Source organism: Mycobacteriales bacterium (assembly GCA_035995165.1).
Lineage (GTDB): Bacteria > Actinomycetota > Actinomycetes > Mycobacteriales > CADCTP01 > CADCTP01.
Genome location: DASYKU010000060.1, coordinates 1 through 16,182, shown reverse-complemented (window position 1 = coordinate 16,182; position 16,182 = coordinate 1). Strand labels below are relative to the sequence as shown.

Below are 16,182 nucleotides of genomic sequence, written 5' to 3'. Positions count from 1 at the left end.
CCGGGGCCGGCCGGCGATCTTGTCCGGCAGGTCGAGCCGGGCCACGTCGCTGCCGGTGTACGCCCCGGCGGTGGCGAGCGGGATCCCCGCCTCGGCCGGGACGTCCAGGTCGACCTCGGCGGCCAGCTCGGCGTAGGTCGTGGTCTGGCCGTCCGGACCGGTGATCCGTCCCGAATCGACGGCCACCTTCTCCGGAGCCAGGTCCCAGGCTCGGGCGGCCGCGGCCGTGAAGAGAGTCCGGACGTTGGCCGCGGCCGCGCGCAGGGCTTGTCCGCAGGTGGAGATCGACAGGCTGCCGGCGGTCACGCCCTCGTCCGGGCCCTCGACCGTGTCGGCCCCCTGCATCCGTACGTCGGCGAGGTCGGCGTCCAGCTCGTCCGCGGCCAGCTGCGCCAGCGCGGTGAGGATGCCCTGGCCGAGCTCGACCTTGCCGACCCGCACGTCGATCCGGCCGTCGGCGCCGACCCGGATCCAGCGCCCCAGCACCGGGTTCGCGGCGAGGTCGCGGGGCAGCTCAGCCATCGCCGCCGCCGCCCGCCCGCAGTACCGCCCGCACCATCCGTCCGTGCGCCCCGCACCGGCACAGGTTGCGCTCCAGCGCCGCGACCACCTCGGCCCGGTCCGGCCGCGGGGAGCGGTCCAGCAGCGCCGCGCCGCTCATGATCACCCCGGTGATGCAGTACGCACATTGCGCCGCCTGCTCGTCCAGCACCGCCTGCTGCACCGGGTGCAGCGCGTCGCCGGGGGCGAGACCCTCGACGGTGACGACGGTCTTGCCCTCGACCGACCACAGTGGAGTGTCGCAGGAGGTGACCACGGCGCCGTCGACGTGCACGAAGCAGGCCCCGCACAGGCCGAGCCCGCAGCCGAACCGGGCCCCCATCAGGCCGAGCTCGTTGCGCAGCACGTACAGCAGCGGGGTGTCCGGGTCGGCACCCGACTCGTGCGGGACACCATTGACGATCACGGCAGCCCTCCGAAGACGGCGGGGTGGTGGGACAGCTCGATGCGGGTGCGGCGGATGTGGCCGGCCAGGAAGCGGCCGGCGTCGACCTCGTCCCGGCGCCGGACCGCGTCCAGCAGCAGCCGGTGCTCGGCGTTGACCACCCACATCCGGTCCGGGCCGGACAGCCGCATGAACGCCCGGCGGTGGTGCTGGGTGGAGTTCCACAGCCGCACCACGGTCGCGGTGAGCTGCTCGATGCGACACCCGCCGTACGTCCCGAGGTGGAACTCGCGGTCGAGTTCCAGGAATCGGGCGATGTCGACACCGGCCTCGATCTCGGCCTGCAGCCGGTCCAGCTCGTCGATGTCGGCGTCGGTGAGCTCGGGCAGGCTCTCGGCCAGCGCGAGCGGTTCCAGCTGCTCCCGCATCCGGTACATCACCTCGACCTCGTGCTGACCCAGCCGCGGCACCCGGGCGCCCTTGTTCGCCTCGTGCTCGACCAGACCCTCGGCCTCCAGCATGCGCAGCGCCTCGCGCACCGGCAACCGGCTGGCGCCCAGCCGCTGCGCGATCTCCTCCTGCCGGACCCGCTCGCCCGGGCCGATGCCGCCGCCGAGGATCTCCGCCCGCAGATGGTCGGCGACCCGGCTGCTCGCGGCCGGCGCGACGACCGGGTCAGCTGTCATGACCGCGCTCCCAGGCGCGACCGTCCGGGTAGGACACCAGCTCGAACTGCATGCCCCACGGGGATAGGAAGTAGACCCAGCGCTGGCCCTCGTGGTGGGCCGTGCTCGCGGTCGGCTCGCCGCAGACGGTCACGCCGGCCTCGCGCAGCTGTGCGACCGCGGTGTCCAGGTCGTCGACGTAGAAGGCGAGGTGGTGGCCGCCGATGTCGCTGTTGCGGGGCAGCTCGTCGCGCTGGTCCGGCGCCGTGTACCGGAAGACCTCGAGGATCGTCTGCCCGCCGAGCCGGAAGAACCGGTTCTCCGGGATCGTCGCGTGTGGATGGACGTTGAGGTGCTCGGCCATCCAGTTGCCGTCCCCGCCGTACGGCCCCAGCGAGTAGAGGTATTCGCAGCCCAGCACGTCGACGAAGAACCGGGTGGCCTCGTCCAGGTCGGGCACGGTGAACCCGACGTGGTCGAGCCGGCGCAGCCCGGACAGGGTCACGGCTGCCTCCTTCCGTCCCATCGACACGACTCGGCAATGGATCCAATAGCTACTATCGCGGCCAATGGCAATCGATGTCCAGGCCTCGGGGTCTGGAAAGTGGATCCGATCCGTGCGAGGCTCCATCCGACGTGGCAGGAGGTCGCGATGACCGTGCACCGCACACCCGACGCCGGCGCCCCCTGGGTGGAGGTCGCCGTCACCGACGAGGACTGGGACGCCGCCGACCCGGGGCTGCTGTCCGCGATGTTCGGCCAGCTGGTGCTGATCCGGACCTTCGAGGAGTACGTCCTCTCGCTGGCCGGCGCCGGCCTCGTGCACGGCCCGGCGCACTCCAGCATCGGCCAGGAGGGTGGCGCGGTCGGCTCCGTGCTCGCCCTCGGCGCCGAGGACATGGTCAACGGCTCGCACCGCGGCCACCACCAGTTCCTGGCCAAGGCCCTGGCCTACGTCGCCCCGAAGGGGTTCGACCTGGTCGAGGGCGTCGGCGACGACGTCCGCACGGTCGTGCTGCGCACGCTGGCCGAGATCTGCGGTCTGGACCGCGGCTACAGCCACGGCCGCGGCGGCTCGATGCACCTGCAGTGGAAGGAAGCCGGCGCGATGGGCACCAACGCCATCGTCGGCGGCGGCGTGCCGATGGCGGCCGGGTTCGCCTGGTCGGCCAAGCACGCCGGCACGGACGCGGTCTCGGTGACCTACTTCGGCGACGGCGCCGCCAACATCGGCTCCACCCTGGAGAGCTTCAACCTGGCCGCCGCCTGGAAGCTGCCGGTCTGCTTCTTCGTGGAGAACAACCACTACGCGGTCTCCACCACGGTCGACGAGGCCACCGGCGAGCCCCGGCTGTCCGCCCGCGGGCCCGGCTTCGGCATCGCCAGCTGGCGGGTCGACGGGATGGACCCGCTGGCCGTGCACCTGGCCATGCGCGAGGCCGTCGAGCACATGCGGGCCGGGAACGGGCCGGCGCTGGTCGAGGCCGACACGTACCGGTTCTTCCACCAGAACGGGCCGTTCCCGGGCAGTGCCTTCCGCTACCGCACCAAGGAGGAGGAGGCGGCCTGGCGGGAGCGCGACCCGGTCACCCGCATCGGCGACCAGCTCGTCCGGCGCGGGCTGATGTCGCGCGAGCGCGTCGAGGAGTCGGTGGCGGCGGCCGAGCGGCTGCTGGCCGAGGTCGGCGACGTGCTGCTGGAGCCGCTGCCGGGCGGCAAGCCCGGGCAGCGGCAGATCCGCCCGGCCGAGTGGCCCGATCCGTCCTATGTGGACGTCGGCGTCCGCGGCGACCTGTCCGAGTTCGAGGGCGCCCGGTACGAGTTCACCGGCTCGATCCGCGAGGACACCCCGTTCATCGAGGCGGTCGCGGCCGTGATGGGCCGGCGCCTGGACACCGACGAGCGGGTCCTGGTCATGGGCGAGGACGTGCACCGGCTCAACGGCGGCACCAACGGCGCCACCCGCGGCCTGAAGGACGCCCACCCGGACCGGGTGCTGGGCACCCCGATCAGCGAGAACTCGTTCACCGGGCTGGCCGGCGGCATCGCCGTCGACGGCCGCTACCGCCCCGTCGTCGAGCTGATGTACGCGGACTTCATGTGGGTCGCGGCCGACCAGCTGTTCAACCAGGTCGGCAAGGCCCGGCACATGTTCGGCGGGACCGGCGCGGTGCCGTACGTGTTGCGCAGCAAGGTCGCGACGGGCACCGGTTACGGCTCCCAGCACTCGATGGACCCGGCCGGCATCTTCGCGACCGCGCCGGGCTGGCGGATCGTGGCACCGTCCACTCCGTACGACTATGTCGGGCTGATGAACTCGGCGCTGCGGTGCGAGGACCCGGTGATCGTGCTGGAGCACGTGGACCTCTACACCTCGACCGGTCCCGGCCCGGTCGACGACCTCGACTACTGCCTGCCGGTCGGGAAGGCCGCGGTCCGGCGGGAGGGCGCCGCCCTGACGATCGTGTCCTACCTCGGAATGGTGGCCGAGACCCTCGCCGCCGTCGAGGAGACCGGCATCGACGCCGAGGTGATCGACCTGCGCTGGCTCGACCGGGCCAGCCTGGACTGGGACACCCTGGGCGAGAGCGTCCGCAAGACCAACCGGGTCCTCATCGTCGAGCAGGGACCGGTCGGGACCTCGTACGGCGGGTGGCTGGCCGACGAGATCCAACGGCGGCTGTTCGACTGGCTGGACCGGCCGATCGACCGGGTCACCGGCGGGGTGGCGTCCCCCAGCATCAGTAAGGTGCTGGAGCGGGCGGCGATCGCCAAGCGCGAGGAGGTCGCCGTCCGGCTGACCGAGATCGAGCGCGAGATCGGGGGCGCCTGAGATGGCCCGGCTGTTCCGGATGCCCGAGGTCGCGGCGAACACGCTCGAGGCGACGCTGTCGGAGTGGTTGCTGACCGAGGACACCGCCTTCGCCGACGGCGACTCGATCGCCACCGTGGAGACCGACAAGGCCTCGGTCGACGTGCCGGCCGAGGGCGACGGCGTGATGGTCCGGACGCTCGTCCGACCGGGCGCGACGGTCGCCGTGGGCGCGCCGATGGCCTTGATCGCGGCGCCGGGCGAGGTCATCGACGACGTCGGCGCGGTGCTGGCGGAGCTCGGCGGGTCCGACGTGCAGGAGCCGCTGGACGATCCTGACAGCGAGGTCGAGCTGAACGGGCAGGCGGCGCCGACCGACATCGTCGGGCCGGCGGATCCTCCTGCTCCGGTGCCGAACGGGAACGGCCGGATCCTGTCCAGTCCGCTCGCCCGCCGGCTGGTGAAGGAGCACGGACTGTCCATCGAGGACCTGACCGGCACCGGTCCGGGTGGCCGGATCGTCCGCGACGACGTCCGCCGGGCCGTCGAGGCCAGGCAGGACGCGCCCGGGTCGGCCGCGCCGGACGCCGAGCCCGCGTCGGCACCGGCCTCCGGCGTCGCGCCGGTGTCGGGTGCCGGGCCGGCGCAGGGTGCCGGCCGGGGTGCCGCCGCGCGGACGCCGGCGAGCACCGCGTACGAGGACATCCCGCACTCGCGGATGCGGCGGGCGATCGCGTCCCGGCTGGCCGAGAGCAACCGGGAGGCGCCGCACTTCGCGATCCGCGGCACCGCCCGGGTCGACGAGCTGCTGGCGCTGCGGGCGAAGCTCAACTCCGGCGACGGCCCCAAGATCTCGATCAACGACCTCGTCGTCACCGCGGTGGCCCGGACCCACGCGGCGCTGCCGGCGCTGAACGTGGTCTGGACCCCGGACGCGGTCCGCCGGTTCGCGGCGGTCGACGTCGGGGTCGCGGTCGCCACCGAACGCGGGCTCGTCACCCCGGTGCTGCGCGGCGCCGACAGCCTGACCGTCTCCGCCGTGGCCCGCGCGAATGCCGACTTCGCCGAGCGGGCCCGGGCCGGCACGCTGCGCCCGGACGAGCTCGAGGGCGGCACGATCACGGTCTCGAACCTCGGCGGCTACGGCATCGAGGACTTCACCGCGGTGCTCAACCCGCCGCAGGCGGCGATCCTCGCGGTCGGCGCGGCCCGGCCGGAGGCGGTCGTGACCGACGGCGAGCTCGGCGTCGCGACCGTCCTGCACGTGACGCTGACCGTCGACCACCGGCCGATCGACGGCGCGGTCGCGGCCCGCTGGATGGCCGCCTTCCTCGCGCTGGTCGAGGAACCGGTGCGGATCCTCGCCTGAACCGCGGGCGCCGGCACCGGCCGGCCGAATCCGGCGCCGGCTCCCCCCTGCCGAACGATCCCGGACGTGATGAAGGAGCAGCCATGCCCGACGCCGAAGTCGAGACCGCCCTGCGGCACTGGGCCCCGCGCCTGATCCAGAACGGCGTCGACTACAACGACATGGTCGCGACCGTGGCCCGGATCGACACCTGGGCCCAGTGGCTGCCGGAGTGGAACCGGACCGCCGACGAGCAGGCCACGTTCGCCCGCGAGGCCGACGAGGCCGGCCACGCGCTCACCGCCGGGCAGGCCTGGCGGCGGGCCTCGGTCAACCGGCACTTCGGCAAGTTCGTCTGGATGCTCGACCTCGACCTCGCCCGCGCGGCCACGCTGCGCTCGGTCGAGGAGACCCGGACCGCGCTGGCCCGGCTGGACCCGACCGCGCAGCGGCTGGAGATCCCCATCCCCGGCGGCACCGCGTACGCGAACCTGCGCCGGCCGACCGGTGTCGACCGGACCCCGTACGTGGTGATCATCCCGGGACTGGACTCCACCAAGGAGGAGTTCTTCTACTTCGAACAGTCCTTTCTGGACCGCGGGCTCGCGACGGTCGCGCTGGACGGCCCCGGCCAGGGCGAGACCGGGCTGGCCGTCCCGATCCGGCCGGACTACGACACGGCCGTGAGCCCGCTGCTGGACCTGCTGGCCGCCCGCACCGACCTCGACCACGACCGGGCCGGCATCGCCGGGGTGAGCCTGGGCGGCTACTACGCGCCGCGGGCGGCCGCGTTCGAGCCGCGGTTCGTCGCGGTGGCCGGCATCAGCGGCCCGTTCTGCTTCGGCGACATGTGGGACGACCTGCCGCCGATGACCCGGGCGACGTTCGTGGTGAAGTCGGGTGCCCGCGACGACGCCGAGGGCCACCGCATCGCGTCCACTCTGGACCTGGCCGGCGTCTGCGAGCGCATCAAGGTCCCGGCCCTGTACGTCACCGGCGCGCTGGACCGCCTCATCCCGTGGAAGCAGACCGAGCGCCAGGCCACCGAGACCCCGGACGGCACCTTCGTCTGCTTCCCGGACGGCAACCACGGCGTCTCCAACCTGCCGTCGAAGGCCCGCCCCCTGATCGCCGACTGGATGGCAGACCAGTTGGGGGCGACAACCGGCTGAGCCGGCTGCGCTTCAGCGGGTGAGGAGGGCGTGCAGGGCCGTGGTGGTGGCGTGGACGACTTCGGCGGGGTCCACTGTGGTCAGTCGGCCGGAGCGTTTGAGGATGTGGCCGTCGACGACGACGGTGTCGACGTTCTGGGCGCCGGCGGCGAGGGCGAGCGTGTTGGCCGGGTCGGTGACCGGCGCGGTGGCCAGGTCGTCGACCCGGACCAGGATGAGGTCGGCCCGTTTGCCCGGGGTGAGCGAGCCGGTGACGTCGCCGAGGCCGAGCGAGCGGGCTGCGTCGATCGTGGCCATCTCCAGCACCCGCCGGGTGCTGACCGCCAGCTCCTGCTCGGCATGCGCGCGCAGCAGGCCGGTGGTCAGCCGCAGCACCGACCAGAGATCCGCCGTCCCGGTCAGCGAGAGGGTGTCGTTGGAGAGGGTCAGCAGCACGCCGCTGTCCACGAGCTCCTTGACCGGCGGGATGCCGTAGCCGATGAGCAGCTCCGACCAGGGGCTGATGCTGACCGAGGCGCCGCTGTCCCGGACCGCGGCGCGTTCGCCCGCGGTGGTGTAGAGCGCGTGCACAAGCTGGACGTGCGGGCCGAGCATGCCGAAACGGTCGAGCTGCTCGATCATCCGCAGCGCGCCGAGCGCGCGGGTCGAGTTCACGTGGTAGCTCACCGGCAGGCCCAGTCCGCGGGCAGCCTCGTACTCCGGGCGGAACACGCTCTGCGGCGACTGCCCCGGCGCCCGGCCGGCGAACCCGAGGTGCAGCAGCGGCAGTCGGCCCGCGTCGAACCACTCCCGCCGCACGCGCGCGAGCTCGGCCAGGTCGTTGAGCTCGTCGACCGGCCGGCCCTGCGGACCCCCGTACGAGAACCGCCCGCGCAGGCCGATCTCCTGGTGCGCACGCAGGTTCTCGTCGGCGTACGCGGGGGAGCGGAGGTTGTGGGCCCAGTCGTGCACGGTGGTGATGCCGGTGTTCAGCGCGTCCACGAGCCCGAGCCGGACGCCGTGGTAGACGTCGAGCGGCCGGCAGCGCACGCCGTTGGCGAGGTTGAGCGGAAAGTACGCGGTCTGCGCAGACGTGCTCGACATCGACCGGTAGAGCGTCGTCCAGAGATGCCAGTGCGTGTCGACGAGCCCGGGCATGACCACCGTGCCCGTGCCGTCCAGCCGGGGCGCGCCGGTCTCCAGCCGCCGGCCGACGGCGGCGATCCGGCCGTCCCGGACGTGCACCTCGCCGTCGGGCAGGTCGCCGAGCTCCGGGTCCATCGTCAGGACGTACGCGCCGCTGACGACGAACTCCTCGGCCACGACGGCAGGAAACCTCGACCCCGACGGTTTGTCGAGCCCCGATAGACTTCGAACCCGACCGCCTACGACCTTCGAGGTGACCATGTCGTCGTATTCGGTGGCCGTGATCGCGGGCGACGGGATCGGACCCGAGGTCGTCGCACCGGCGATCGAGCTGGTCGACCGGGTCGCCGGGGCGTACGGCTCCGGCGTCGAATGGACCCACTTCCCCTGGGGTTCGGACCACTACCGCGCGCACGGCCGGATGATGCCCGCGGACGCGCTGGACCAGTTGCGCCCGTACGACGCGTTGTTCTTCGGCGCCGTCGGCGCGCCCGACATCCCCGACACGGTGACCCTCTGGGGTCTGCTCATCCCGATCCGGCGCGGCTTCGAGCAGTACGTGAACCTCCGGCCGGTGCGGCACATCGAGGGCGTGCCGAGCCCGCTGGCCGCGCCGCAGGGCATCGACCTGGTCATCGTGCGGGAGAACTCCGAGGGTGAGTACTCCGACGTCGGCGGGCGGAAGCAGATCGGCACCCCGGACGAGTACGCCGCCCAGGAGACCCGGTTCACCCGCCGTGGCACCGAGCGCATCGCCCGATATGCGGCCGAGCTGGCGCTGCGCCGCAGCGGCAAGCTCACCTCGGCGACCAAGTCCAACGGGATCCTGCACACGATGCCGTACTGGGACGAGGTGGTGGCCGAGACGGTCGCCCGGTACGAGGGCGTCGAGCTGCGCCCGATCCTCATCGACGCGCTCGTGGCCGCGCTGGTGCAGCGGCCGCAGCAGTTCGACGTGATCGTCGGGTCGAACCTGTTCGGCGACATCCTCTCCGACCTCACCGCCGCCTGCGTCGGGTCGCTCGGGCTGGCCCCGAGCGCGAACCTCAACCCCGAGCGGGAGTTCCCGTCGATGTTCGAGCCGGTGCACGGCTCCGCGCCGGACATCGCCGGGCAGGGCGTGGCCAACCCGATGGCCCAGTTCTACTCGGCCGCGATGATGCTCGACCACCTCGGCGAGCCGGCCGCGGCCGCGGCGATCAGCGCCGCGGTGGACGCGGTGCTCCGCGACGGCATCCGCTCCCGCGACCTCGGCGGGACGGCCGGTACGACCGAGGTCACCGAGGCCGTACTGACCCGCCTCACGCTCCCCGGCCGACGCGGCTGACGCGGCCGACGCGCCTGACGCGTGACGCGCCTGACGCGGCGACGCGGCTGCCGCTGCCGGCCGACCGTCAGGCCGGGTCGTCAGGCGGCGCGGGGGAGCGCAGCCGGGACCGGCGTCGGGTCAGCGCGTCCCGCTCGGCCACGTTCGTGGCCAGCGCGGCCGCGGCGGCGTACCCGGCCGCGGCCGCCTCGATGTCGCCGGCCAGCTCCAGCAGGTACGCCCGGACCGCGTCCAGCCGCGGCAGCCCGGCCAGCCGCTCGTCGTCCAGCACCGCCAGGCCGGCGGCCGGTCCGTGCACCATCCCGGCCGCGACGGCCCGGTTGAGCGTGACCACCGGGCTGCCGGTCATCCGCTCCAGCAACCCGTACAGGGCCAGGATCTGGGCCCAGTCGGTGTGCGACGCGGACGGGGCCCGGTCGTGCACGGCCGCGATCGCCGCCTGCAGCTGGTATTCGCCGACCGCGCCGCGGGCCATCGCCTGGTCCAGCAGCGTCAGCCCTTCGGCCACCACGGACACGTCCCAGCGGCCGCGGTTCTGCTCCGGCAGCGGGATCGGCTCGCCGTCCGGGCCGGTGCGAGCCCGGCGGCGGGCGTCCAGCAGCAGCATCAGCGCGAGCAGGCCGGTCGCCTCCGCGTCGTCCGGCCGCAGCCCGTGCAGCAGCCGGGTGAGCCGGATCGCCTCGTCGGCGAGCTCGGCCCGGTGCAGCTCCCGGCCGCCACTGGCCGCGTACCCCTCGTTGAAGATGAGGTAGAGCACGTGCAGGACCTGGCGCAGCCGGGCTTCCTGCTCGTCCGGCGCCGGCAGCCGGAACGGCTCGTCCGAGGACCGGATGGTCTTCTTGGCCCGGCTGATCCGCTGCGCCATCGTCGCCTCCGGCACCAGGAACGCGGCCGCGATCTCGGCCGTGCTCAGCCCGCCGACCGCCCGCAGCGTCAGCGCGATGGCCGACGCGGCGCTCAGCGCCGGGTGGCAGCAGAGGAACAGCAGGATCAGCGTGTCGTCCCGGTCCGGTACGTCCGGCGCCGGCGGCTCCCGGTGCACCAGCTCCTCCCGGTCGCGCCGGGACCGCTCGCTGCGGACCGAGTCCAGCAGCTTGCGGCTCGCGGTCCGGATCAGCCAGCCCAGCGGCTGCTCCGGGACCCCGTCCCGGCTCCAGTGCACCGCGGCCGTGAGGAGCGCCTCCTGGACGGCGTCCTCACAGGCGTCGAACTGCCCGTACCGCCGGACGAGTACGCCGAGGACCTGCGGCGCCAGCTCGCGCAGCAGGTCCTCGACGGCGGACACGACCCTCAGCGGGGCTCACTCACCTGCTGCAGGAACTCCTGCATGCCGGCCGCGTCCGACGGTCCCTCCTCCATCAGCCGGCGGACCTGGATCGGCTGCTGGGTCGGCTTCCCGCCCGGTCCCGGCACCGCGGAGACCAGCGCGGCGATCTCGAGCGCCCGGGCCTCGGACTCCACGTCCACGATCTGGAAGCCGGCGATCCACTCCTTGAACTCCTGGAACGGTCCGTCGGTGACCACCGGCGCGATCCCGTCCGAGGTCACGATCTTGGCCAGGTCGGGTCCGGTGAGGACCGTCGAGCCGACCAGCTCGCCGCTGGCGACGAGCTCGTCGTTCAGGGCCCGGTAGTAGTCCAGGTGCGCGGTGACCTCCTCCGGTTCCCACTCGGTCATCGGCGTGTCGACCACGCCGCTCTGGAAGTCGACCGCCAGCAGGTATCGCGTCATCGTTCCCCTCGTTCCCGTGGTGTGCCCAGCGTGGCACTCTCACCCCGGTAACGGAGCCGCCCGCGCCGTCTCGACATCGGCGCCCGTGCCAGAGTGGGGCGCATGTCGGGAACCCTGTTCCGGGACGCGGCGCTCGCCGACGGCACCGGCCCGCAGCTGCGCCTCGGGGTCAGCGTGCTGGTCGAGGACGACCGGATCCGCTGGATCCGGCCCAGCGACGACGAGCCCGATCCCGGGCCCGATGCCGAGGTCGTGGACGCCTCCGGCTGCACGATCGTGCCCGGCCTGGTCGACAGCCACAGCCACCTCACGCTGCCCGGCGGCGCGCACTGGATCGACCGGGCCTTCGACCCCCCGGACCGGCTGGCCCGGGTGGCGGAGGACAACGCCCGGCTGCTGCGCTCGGCCGGGGTGCGCTGGGCCCGCGACGTCGGCTCGCCGACCGGCGCCGACCCGGTCGACGGCCGGGTACGGGCGCTGGCGCTGGGGTTGCGGGACCGCTGGGCCGGCGACCGGCACTACCCGTACGTGCGGGCGGCCGGGACCTGGGTGGTCCGGACCGGCGGCCTGCCGGGCGGGCTCGGGGTCGAGGTCTCCGACGGCGACGGGCTGCTCGCGGCGGTGACCCGGCAGCTCGACGACGGCGCCGACCTGGTCAAGCTCTACCTGGACGGGCCGGACCCGGAGACCTCGCCGTTCACCGCCGACGAGGTCCGGGCCGCGGTCGCGTTCGCGCACGGGCGCGGGGCGAAGGTCGCCGCGCACTCCGGCCAGCTGGCCGGCGCGCGGGCCGGGGCGGAGGCCGGCGTCGACTCGCTGGAGCACGGGTTCCAGCTCGACGCGGACGCGGTCGCCGCGATGGCCGCGAACGGGGTCGCGCTGGTCTCGACCTTGTCCGTACTGGAGTCGTGGCGGTCGTTCGGCCGGACGACCGCGCTGCCGCGGTTCGCCGAGCAGGAGGGCCGGGCCCGGATCGCCGAGCGGCGGGAACGGGCCCACGAGAGCGTCCGGCTGGCCGCGGCCGCGGGCGTGCTGATCGCGGCCGGCACCGACTTCGGCGGCGGCTCGACCCGGGCCAACCAGCTCGCCTGGGAGGTCGAGTGCCTGGTCGCGGCCGGGCTGGAGCCCTGGCGGGCGCTGGCCGCGGCCACCCGCAACGGCGGCGTACTGCTGGGCGAGCCCGAGGCCGGCGTGCTGCGCGAGGGTGGGCCGGCCGACCTCGTCCTCGTCCACGGAGACCCGCTCTCCGACCCGGCCGCCCTCTGGCGCGTCTGGCGGGTCCACTAGCGGCCGGTTGCCTGACAACGGCAGGTACGCCGGGAGAAGGCGGAGGATTCAGGTCACGGCGATGAGCCAGAACGATGTCCGGACCGTGTCCTGAGGCGGGATCACCGGTCCGATCGGCGGGAGGCGACCCGGCTCGCGGTCGCTGGCGTCGGTCAGTCTGCCCGTCATACAATCCAAGGACCGCGGACCACTCCGGCCAGGCCGCTGGGCCGCGGTGACCGCGGCGACGGTGCCCACGGTCCGGACGGGTACTTGCTCAAGCAGACGGTGTACGTCCGATACTGAGAGCCGGGCTTTCGACAACCGGCAGACGGGATGGATGCATGACGGCGGGGATCCTGGACGGCAATGCGACGCTGGCGACGATCAAGGCGGAACTCGCCGGCCGGGTCGCCACCCTGCGCGAGCGCGGGGTGGTGCCCGGGCTCGGCACGGTCCTGGTCGGTGACGACCCCGGCAGCCGCTGGTACGTCAACGCCAAACACAAGGACTGTGCCGAGATCGGGGTCAACTCGATCCGGCGCGAGCTGCCGGCGACCGCGACGCTGCCCGAGGTGCTCGCGGTCGTCGACGAGCTCAACGCCGACCCGGACTGCACCGCGTTCCTGGTGCAGCAGCCGACCGGGCTGGACGAGTTCGCGATCCTGTCCCGGGTGGACCCGGTCAAGGACGTCGACGGGCTGCACCCGTTCAACCTCGGCGCGCTGGTGCTGGGGGAGGCGGCGCCGGTGCCGTGCACGCCGGCCGGCATCATCGAGTTGCTGCGCCGCTACCAGGTGCCGATCGCGGGCGCGGAGGTCGTGGTCATCGGCCGCGGCATCACCGTCGGCCGGCCGCTGGGCCTGATGCTCACCCGGCGCTCGGAGAACGCGACCGTGACGCTCTGCCACACCAAGACCCGCGACCTGGCCGCCCACACCCGTACCGCCGACATCGTGGTCGCGGCCGCGGGCTCACCCGGACTGATCACGAAGGACATGGTCAAGCCGGGCGCCGCGGTGCTGGACGTCGGGGTCAGCCGGGTCGACGGCAGGATCGCCGGCGACATCGCCCTGGACGTGGCCGAGGTGGCGGGCTGGTTCGCGCCGAACCCGGGCGGGGTCGGGCCGATGACCCGGGCGCTGCTGCTGTCCAACGTCGTCACCGCGGCCGAACGGCAGGCCGCACCCGCACCGGTCGGGTGACGTCATGCGCGTCGCGCTGACCGGGCCGACCGGCAAGCTGGGCCGCCGCATCGCGGCCCGGCTGTCGGCGGCCGGGGTGCCGCAGCTGCTGGTGGCCCGCGACCCGAAGCGGCTGCCGGACCTGCCCGGCGCGCTCAGGCGCGGTCCGGCCGTGTATCTGGACCGGGCCGCGATGCGGGCGGCGGTCGACGGCGCCGACACGCTGCTGCTGATCTCGGCCAACCTCTCCGGCCGCCGGCTGCTGGAGCACTCCACCGCCATGCAGGCGGCGCTGGAGGCGGGGGTCGAGCGGATCCTGTACGTCTCGCTCCTCGGCGCCGCCCCGGACGCCACCTACGTCAACTGCCGGGACCACTGGCAGACCGAGCAGTTCCTGGCCGGTCTCGGGGTGCCGTACGGGATCCTGCGGGCCGGCTTCTACTCCTCGATGATCCCGGGGCTGGCCGACCGGGACGGCGTGCTGCGCGGCCCGGCCGGCGACGGGCGGGCGAGCCTGGTCGCGCACGACGACCTCGCCGACGTCGCGGTGGCGATCGTGCAGGACGAGCTCAGGTGCGAGATCGTGCCGGCCACCGGGCCGTCCGCGGTGACGCTCGCGGAGGCGGCGGCGCAGGCCACCCGCGCGCTCGGCCGGCCGTACTCGTTCCGGTCCGAGTCCGCCGCGCAGTCCTACGCCTGGCGGATGGCCGAGCCCGGCGCGGACGAGACCTCGGTCCGCGGCTGGATCAGCTGGTACGAGGCGATCGCGGCCGGGGAGGCCGATCTGGTCACCGACGCGGTGCCGCGGCTGGCCGGGCACCCGGCCCTCACGGTCGAGGAGAACCTGCGGCGGGCGTGACGTACGGGTCCAGCGGTCCGACCTGCTCGCCCCGCACGATCGGCGTGCAGCTGACCGGGAAGTCGGCCACAACCGAGTAGCCGGCGTCCGCGGCCCGGCGCAGGAACTCGTCCAGGTGGTCCATCGCCCCGCTCGGCAGTTCGTGCGCGAGCAGCACCGAGTGCTCGTACCGGGCGGCCTGGGCCAGCGCGCGGGCGGGCCAGGTCCGGGTGTTCTCCCAGTCCCGCGGCTCCAGGTTCCAGAGCGCCAGCGTGCTGCCCCCGGACTTGAGCAGCTGCACCGCGGCCGGGCTGAGCAGCCGCTGGTCCTTCACGCCCATGCCGGTCGGGCGGAAGTAGCGCTCGGGTCCGGCCAGCCCGGCCAGCAGCCGCTGGGTCCGCCCGATCTCCTCCTCCGCGGCCGCCGCCGGGTCCTCGGCCCAGCCCGGCGGGACGGTGTGGGTGTACGTATGGTTGCCGATCCGGTGACCCTCGGCCAGCGCCCGCTCGGCCAGCGCCCGGCGCTCCCGGATCCGCCAGCTTGGAGCCGATCACGAAGAGGGTCGCGGGAGCCTCATGCCGGGCCAGCGCGGCCAGCACGGACGGGTCACGTCCGGCTCGGGGCCGTTGTCGAAGGACAGCGTGATCCGGGCGGGCACGGCGGCTCCGGAAGAGTACGGGCGGGCGTGGTTTCTGTCGTACAAGCATACAACTGTCTGTAACACGACTGCGGTACGATACTCGCGGCTCACGAGCCTGGAGGACGGACGGATGATCAGCCCGGATGTGTTGCGTGTCGAACGGACCCCCGCCCCTATCAGGGCGCAGGTCCTGGACAACCTGCGCCAGGCGATTTTGGACCGTCACTTCGTGCCGGGTCAGCGGCTGATCGAGCGCGAGCTCGTCGAGCTGACCGGCGTGTCCCGGACCAGCGTGCGCGAGGCGCTGCGGGAGCTGGCCGCGGAGGGCCTGGTCTCCACGATCCCGAACAAGGGGACCGTGGTGGCGACGTTGAGCGCCGAGGAGGCCCGCCAGCTCTACCAGGTCCGCTCGGTGCTCGAGGGTCTGGCCGGCAAGCTGTTCGTGGAGAACGCGTCGCCGGCCCAGCGCCGGGCGCTGGCCAAGCAACTGACCGCGATCGAGCGGCTGGCGGCCAGGGACGCCTCGATCCTGGAGGCCAAGGACCGCTTCTACGACATCCTCTTCGTCGGCGGCGGCAACCTCGCGCTGCACCAGACCGCGGCCAGCCTGCACGCGCGGGTGCGGGCGCTGCGCTCGCTGTCGCTGTCCCTGCCCGGCCGCTCCCGCAAGAGCGTGGCCGAGTTGCGGGAGCTGCTGGAGGCGATCGACAACGACGACGCGGAGAAGGCGGCGCGGGCCTGCCGGCGGCACGTGGCCAGCGCCGGCGCCGCCGTCACCCAGGCCCTCAGCGCCCTGACCTGAGCCGGGTCACCCCCGGAAACGCGAACCGGCGGCGGGTCCTGCTCGGAAGGACCCGCCGCCGGAGTGCGATGCGCCTCAGCGCTTCCAGAGTTCCTTGCTGGCGATCTCCGCGCCCGCCGCCATCGCCGACAGCTTGGCCCAGACGATCTCGGCGTGCCCGACCCGGGAGCCGATCCCGCAGTCGCGTGCGCCCGGCACCTGGGCAACGCCCGCAGGACCGGGCTGGCCAAGCTGGCCGCGCTGGAGAACATGCCCTCCACAGTGGACCGGAGCTGACACGCATGGGGTTGACGCCCGAGCAGCAGAAGATCAAGGCCGAGTTCGTC

General features: G+C 73.6%; 17 protein-coding genes. 9 read left to right on the top strand and 8 right to left on the bottom strand.

What is annotated here, in order from left to right:
- From VGP36_10115 to VGP36_10100, 4 genes are all read right to left on the bottom strand, one after another.
- On the bottom strand, window positions 1–522 hold a 522-nt coding region (locus tag VGP36_10115), incomplete at its 3' end, for a molybdopterin cofactor-binding domain-containing protein (protein HEV7655066.1).
- Window positions 515–967, bottom strand: coding sequence for a (2Fe-2S)-binding protein (locus VGP36_10110; protein HEV7655065.1), 453 nt, complete (start codon window positions 965–967; stop codon window positions 515–517). The genes VGP36_10110 and VGP36_10115, both read right to left, overlap by 8 nt.
- Window positions 964–1,632, bottom strand: coding sequence for a GntR family transcriptional regulator (locus VGP36_10105; GenBank protein HEV7655064.1), 669 nt, complete (start codon window positions 1,630–1,632; stop codon window positions 964–966). Before VGP36_10105 ends, VGP36_10110 begins: the two co-directional genes overlap by 4 nt.
- On the bottom strand, window positions 1,622–2,116 hold the full coding sequence (locus tag VGP36_10100) for a VOC family protein (GenBank protein HEV7655063.1): 495 nt from the start codon (window positions 2,114–2,116) through the stop codon (window positions 1,622–1,624). Before VGP36_10100 ends, VGP36_10105 begins: the two co-directional genes overlap by 11 nt.
- Before the next feature lie 147 nt (window positions 2,117–2,263).
- On the opposite strand from VGP36_10100, the gene VGP36_10095 reads away from it, so the two are divergent.
- The 3 genes from VGP36_10095 to VGP36_10085 all read left to right on the top strand — a co-directional run bounded on the left by VGP36_10095 (window position 2,264) and on the right by VGP36_10085 (window position 6,943).
- Window positions 2,264–4,444: a thiamine pyrophosphate-dependent enzyme gene (locus tag VGP36_10095; protein ID HEV7655062.1), complete on the top strand. Its 2,181-nt coding sequence runs from the start codon at window positions 2,264–2,266 to the stop codon at window positions 4,442–4,444.
- Between the two features lies 1 nt (window position 4,445).
- The gene (locus VGP36_10090) at window positions 4,446–5,792 is read left to right on the top strand and encodes a dihydrolipoamide acetyltransferase family protein (GenBank protein HEV7655061.1); all 1,347 of its coding nucleotides are present in this window, start codon (window positions 4,446–4,448) and stop codon (window positions 5,790–5,792) included.
- Window positions 5,793–5,875: 83 nt separating this feature from the next.
- Window positions 5,876–6,943, top strand: coding sequence for an alpha/beta fold hydrolase (locus VGP36_10085; protein ID HEV7655060.1), 1,068 nt, complete (start codon window positions 5,876–5,878; stop codon window positions 6,941–6,943).
- A gap of 12 nt (window positions 6,944–6,955) precedes the next feature.
- Here VGP36_10085 and VGP36_10080 read toward each other — a convergent pair whose 3' ends face one another.
- Entirely contained in the window at window positions 6,956–8,245 is a 1,290-nt protein-coding gene (locus VGP36_10080) for an amidohydrolase family protein (GenBank protein ID HEV7655059.1), read from the bottom strand.
- An 82-nt stretch (window positions 8,246–8,327) separates the two neighbouring features.
- Here VGP36_10080 and VGP36_10075 point away from each other — a divergent pair, with 82 nt between their 5' ends.
- Window positions 8,328–9,395, top strand: coding sequence for a tartrate dehydrogenase (locus VGP36_10075; GenBank protein HEV7655058.1), 1,068 nt, complete (start codon window positions 8,328–8,330; stop codon window positions 9,393–9,395).
- A gap of 67 nt (window positions 9,396–9,462) precedes the next feature.
- On the opposite strand, the gene VGP36_10070 is transcribed toward VGP36_10075, so the two are convergent.
- Together VGP36_10070 and VGP36_10065 are read right to left on the bottom strand one after the other, a co-directional pair.
- Window positions 9,463–10,689: a DUF6596 domain-containing protein gene (locus VGP36_10070; GenBank protein HEV7655057.1), complete on the bottom strand. Its 1,227-nt coding sequence runs from the start codon at window positions 10,687–10,689 to the stop codon at window positions 9,463–9,465.
- Window positions 10,686–11,126 carry a YciI family protein gene (locus VGP36_10065; protein HEV7655056.1) on the bottom strand — a complete coding sequence of 147 codons (441 nt, stop codon included), beginning with the start codon at window positions 11,124–11,126 and terminating at the stop codon, window positions 10,686–10,688. The genes VGP36_10070 and VGP36_10065 overlap by 4 nt, the downstream gene beginning before the upstream one ends.
- Before the next feature lie 102 nt (window positions 11,127–11,228).
- Between VGP36_10065 and VGP36_10060 the strand changes: the two genes are divergently transcribed.
- The 3 genes from VGP36_10060 (at window position 11,229) to VGP36_10050 (ending at window position 14,435) form a co-directional block, all read left to right on the top strand.
- Window positions 11,229–12,413 carry an amidohydrolase family protein gene (locus VGP36_10060; GenBank protein ID HEV7655055.1) on the top strand — a complete coding sequence of 395 codons (1,185 nt, stop codon included), beginning with the start codon at window positions 11,229–11,231 and terminating at the stop codon, window positions 12,411–12,413.
- Between the two features lie 323 nt (window positions 12,414–12,736).
- Entirely contained in the window at window positions 12,737–13,597 is an 861-nt protein-coding gene (locus tag VGP36_10055; GenBank protein HEV7655054.1) for a bifunctional methylenetetrahydrofolate dehydrogenase/methenyltetrahydrofolate cyclohydrolase, read from the top strand.
- 4 nt (window positions 13,598–13,601) lie between these two features.
- The gene (locus tag VGP36_10050; GenBank protein HEV7655053.1) at window positions 13,602–14,435 is read left to right on the top strand and encodes an NAD(P)H-binding protein; all 834 of its coding nucleotides are present in this window, start codon (window positions 13,602–13,604) and stop codon (window positions 14,433–14,435) included.
- On the opposite strand, the gene VGP36_10045 is transcribed toward VGP36_10050, so the two are convergent.
- Window positions 14,404–14,748, bottom strand: coding sequence for a hypothetical protein (locus VGP36_10045; GenBank protein HEV7655052.1), 345 nt, complete (start codon window positions 14,746–14,748; stop codon window positions 14,404–14,406). The genes VGP36_10050 and VGP36_10045 overlap by 32 nt on opposite strands.
- 241 nt (window positions 14,749–14,989) lie before the next feature.
- Here VGP36_10045 and VGP36_10040 point away from each other — a divergent pair, with 241 nt between their 5' ends.
- Window positions 14,990–15,856 (top strand): GntR family transcriptional regulator, encoded by an 867-nt coding sequence (locus tag VGP36_10040; GenBank protein HEV7655051.1) that lies wholly within the window; start codon window positions 14,990–14,992, stop codon window positions 15,854–15,856.
- A gap of 153 nt (window positions 15,857–16,009) precedes the next feature.
- On the top strand, window positions 16,010–16,132 hold the full coding sequence (locus VGP36_10035; GenBank protein ID HEV7655050.1) for a hypothetical protein: 123 nt from the start codon (window positions 16,010–16,012) through the stop codon (window positions 16,130–16,132).
- Window positions 16,133–16,182 lie beyond the last annotated feature (50 nt).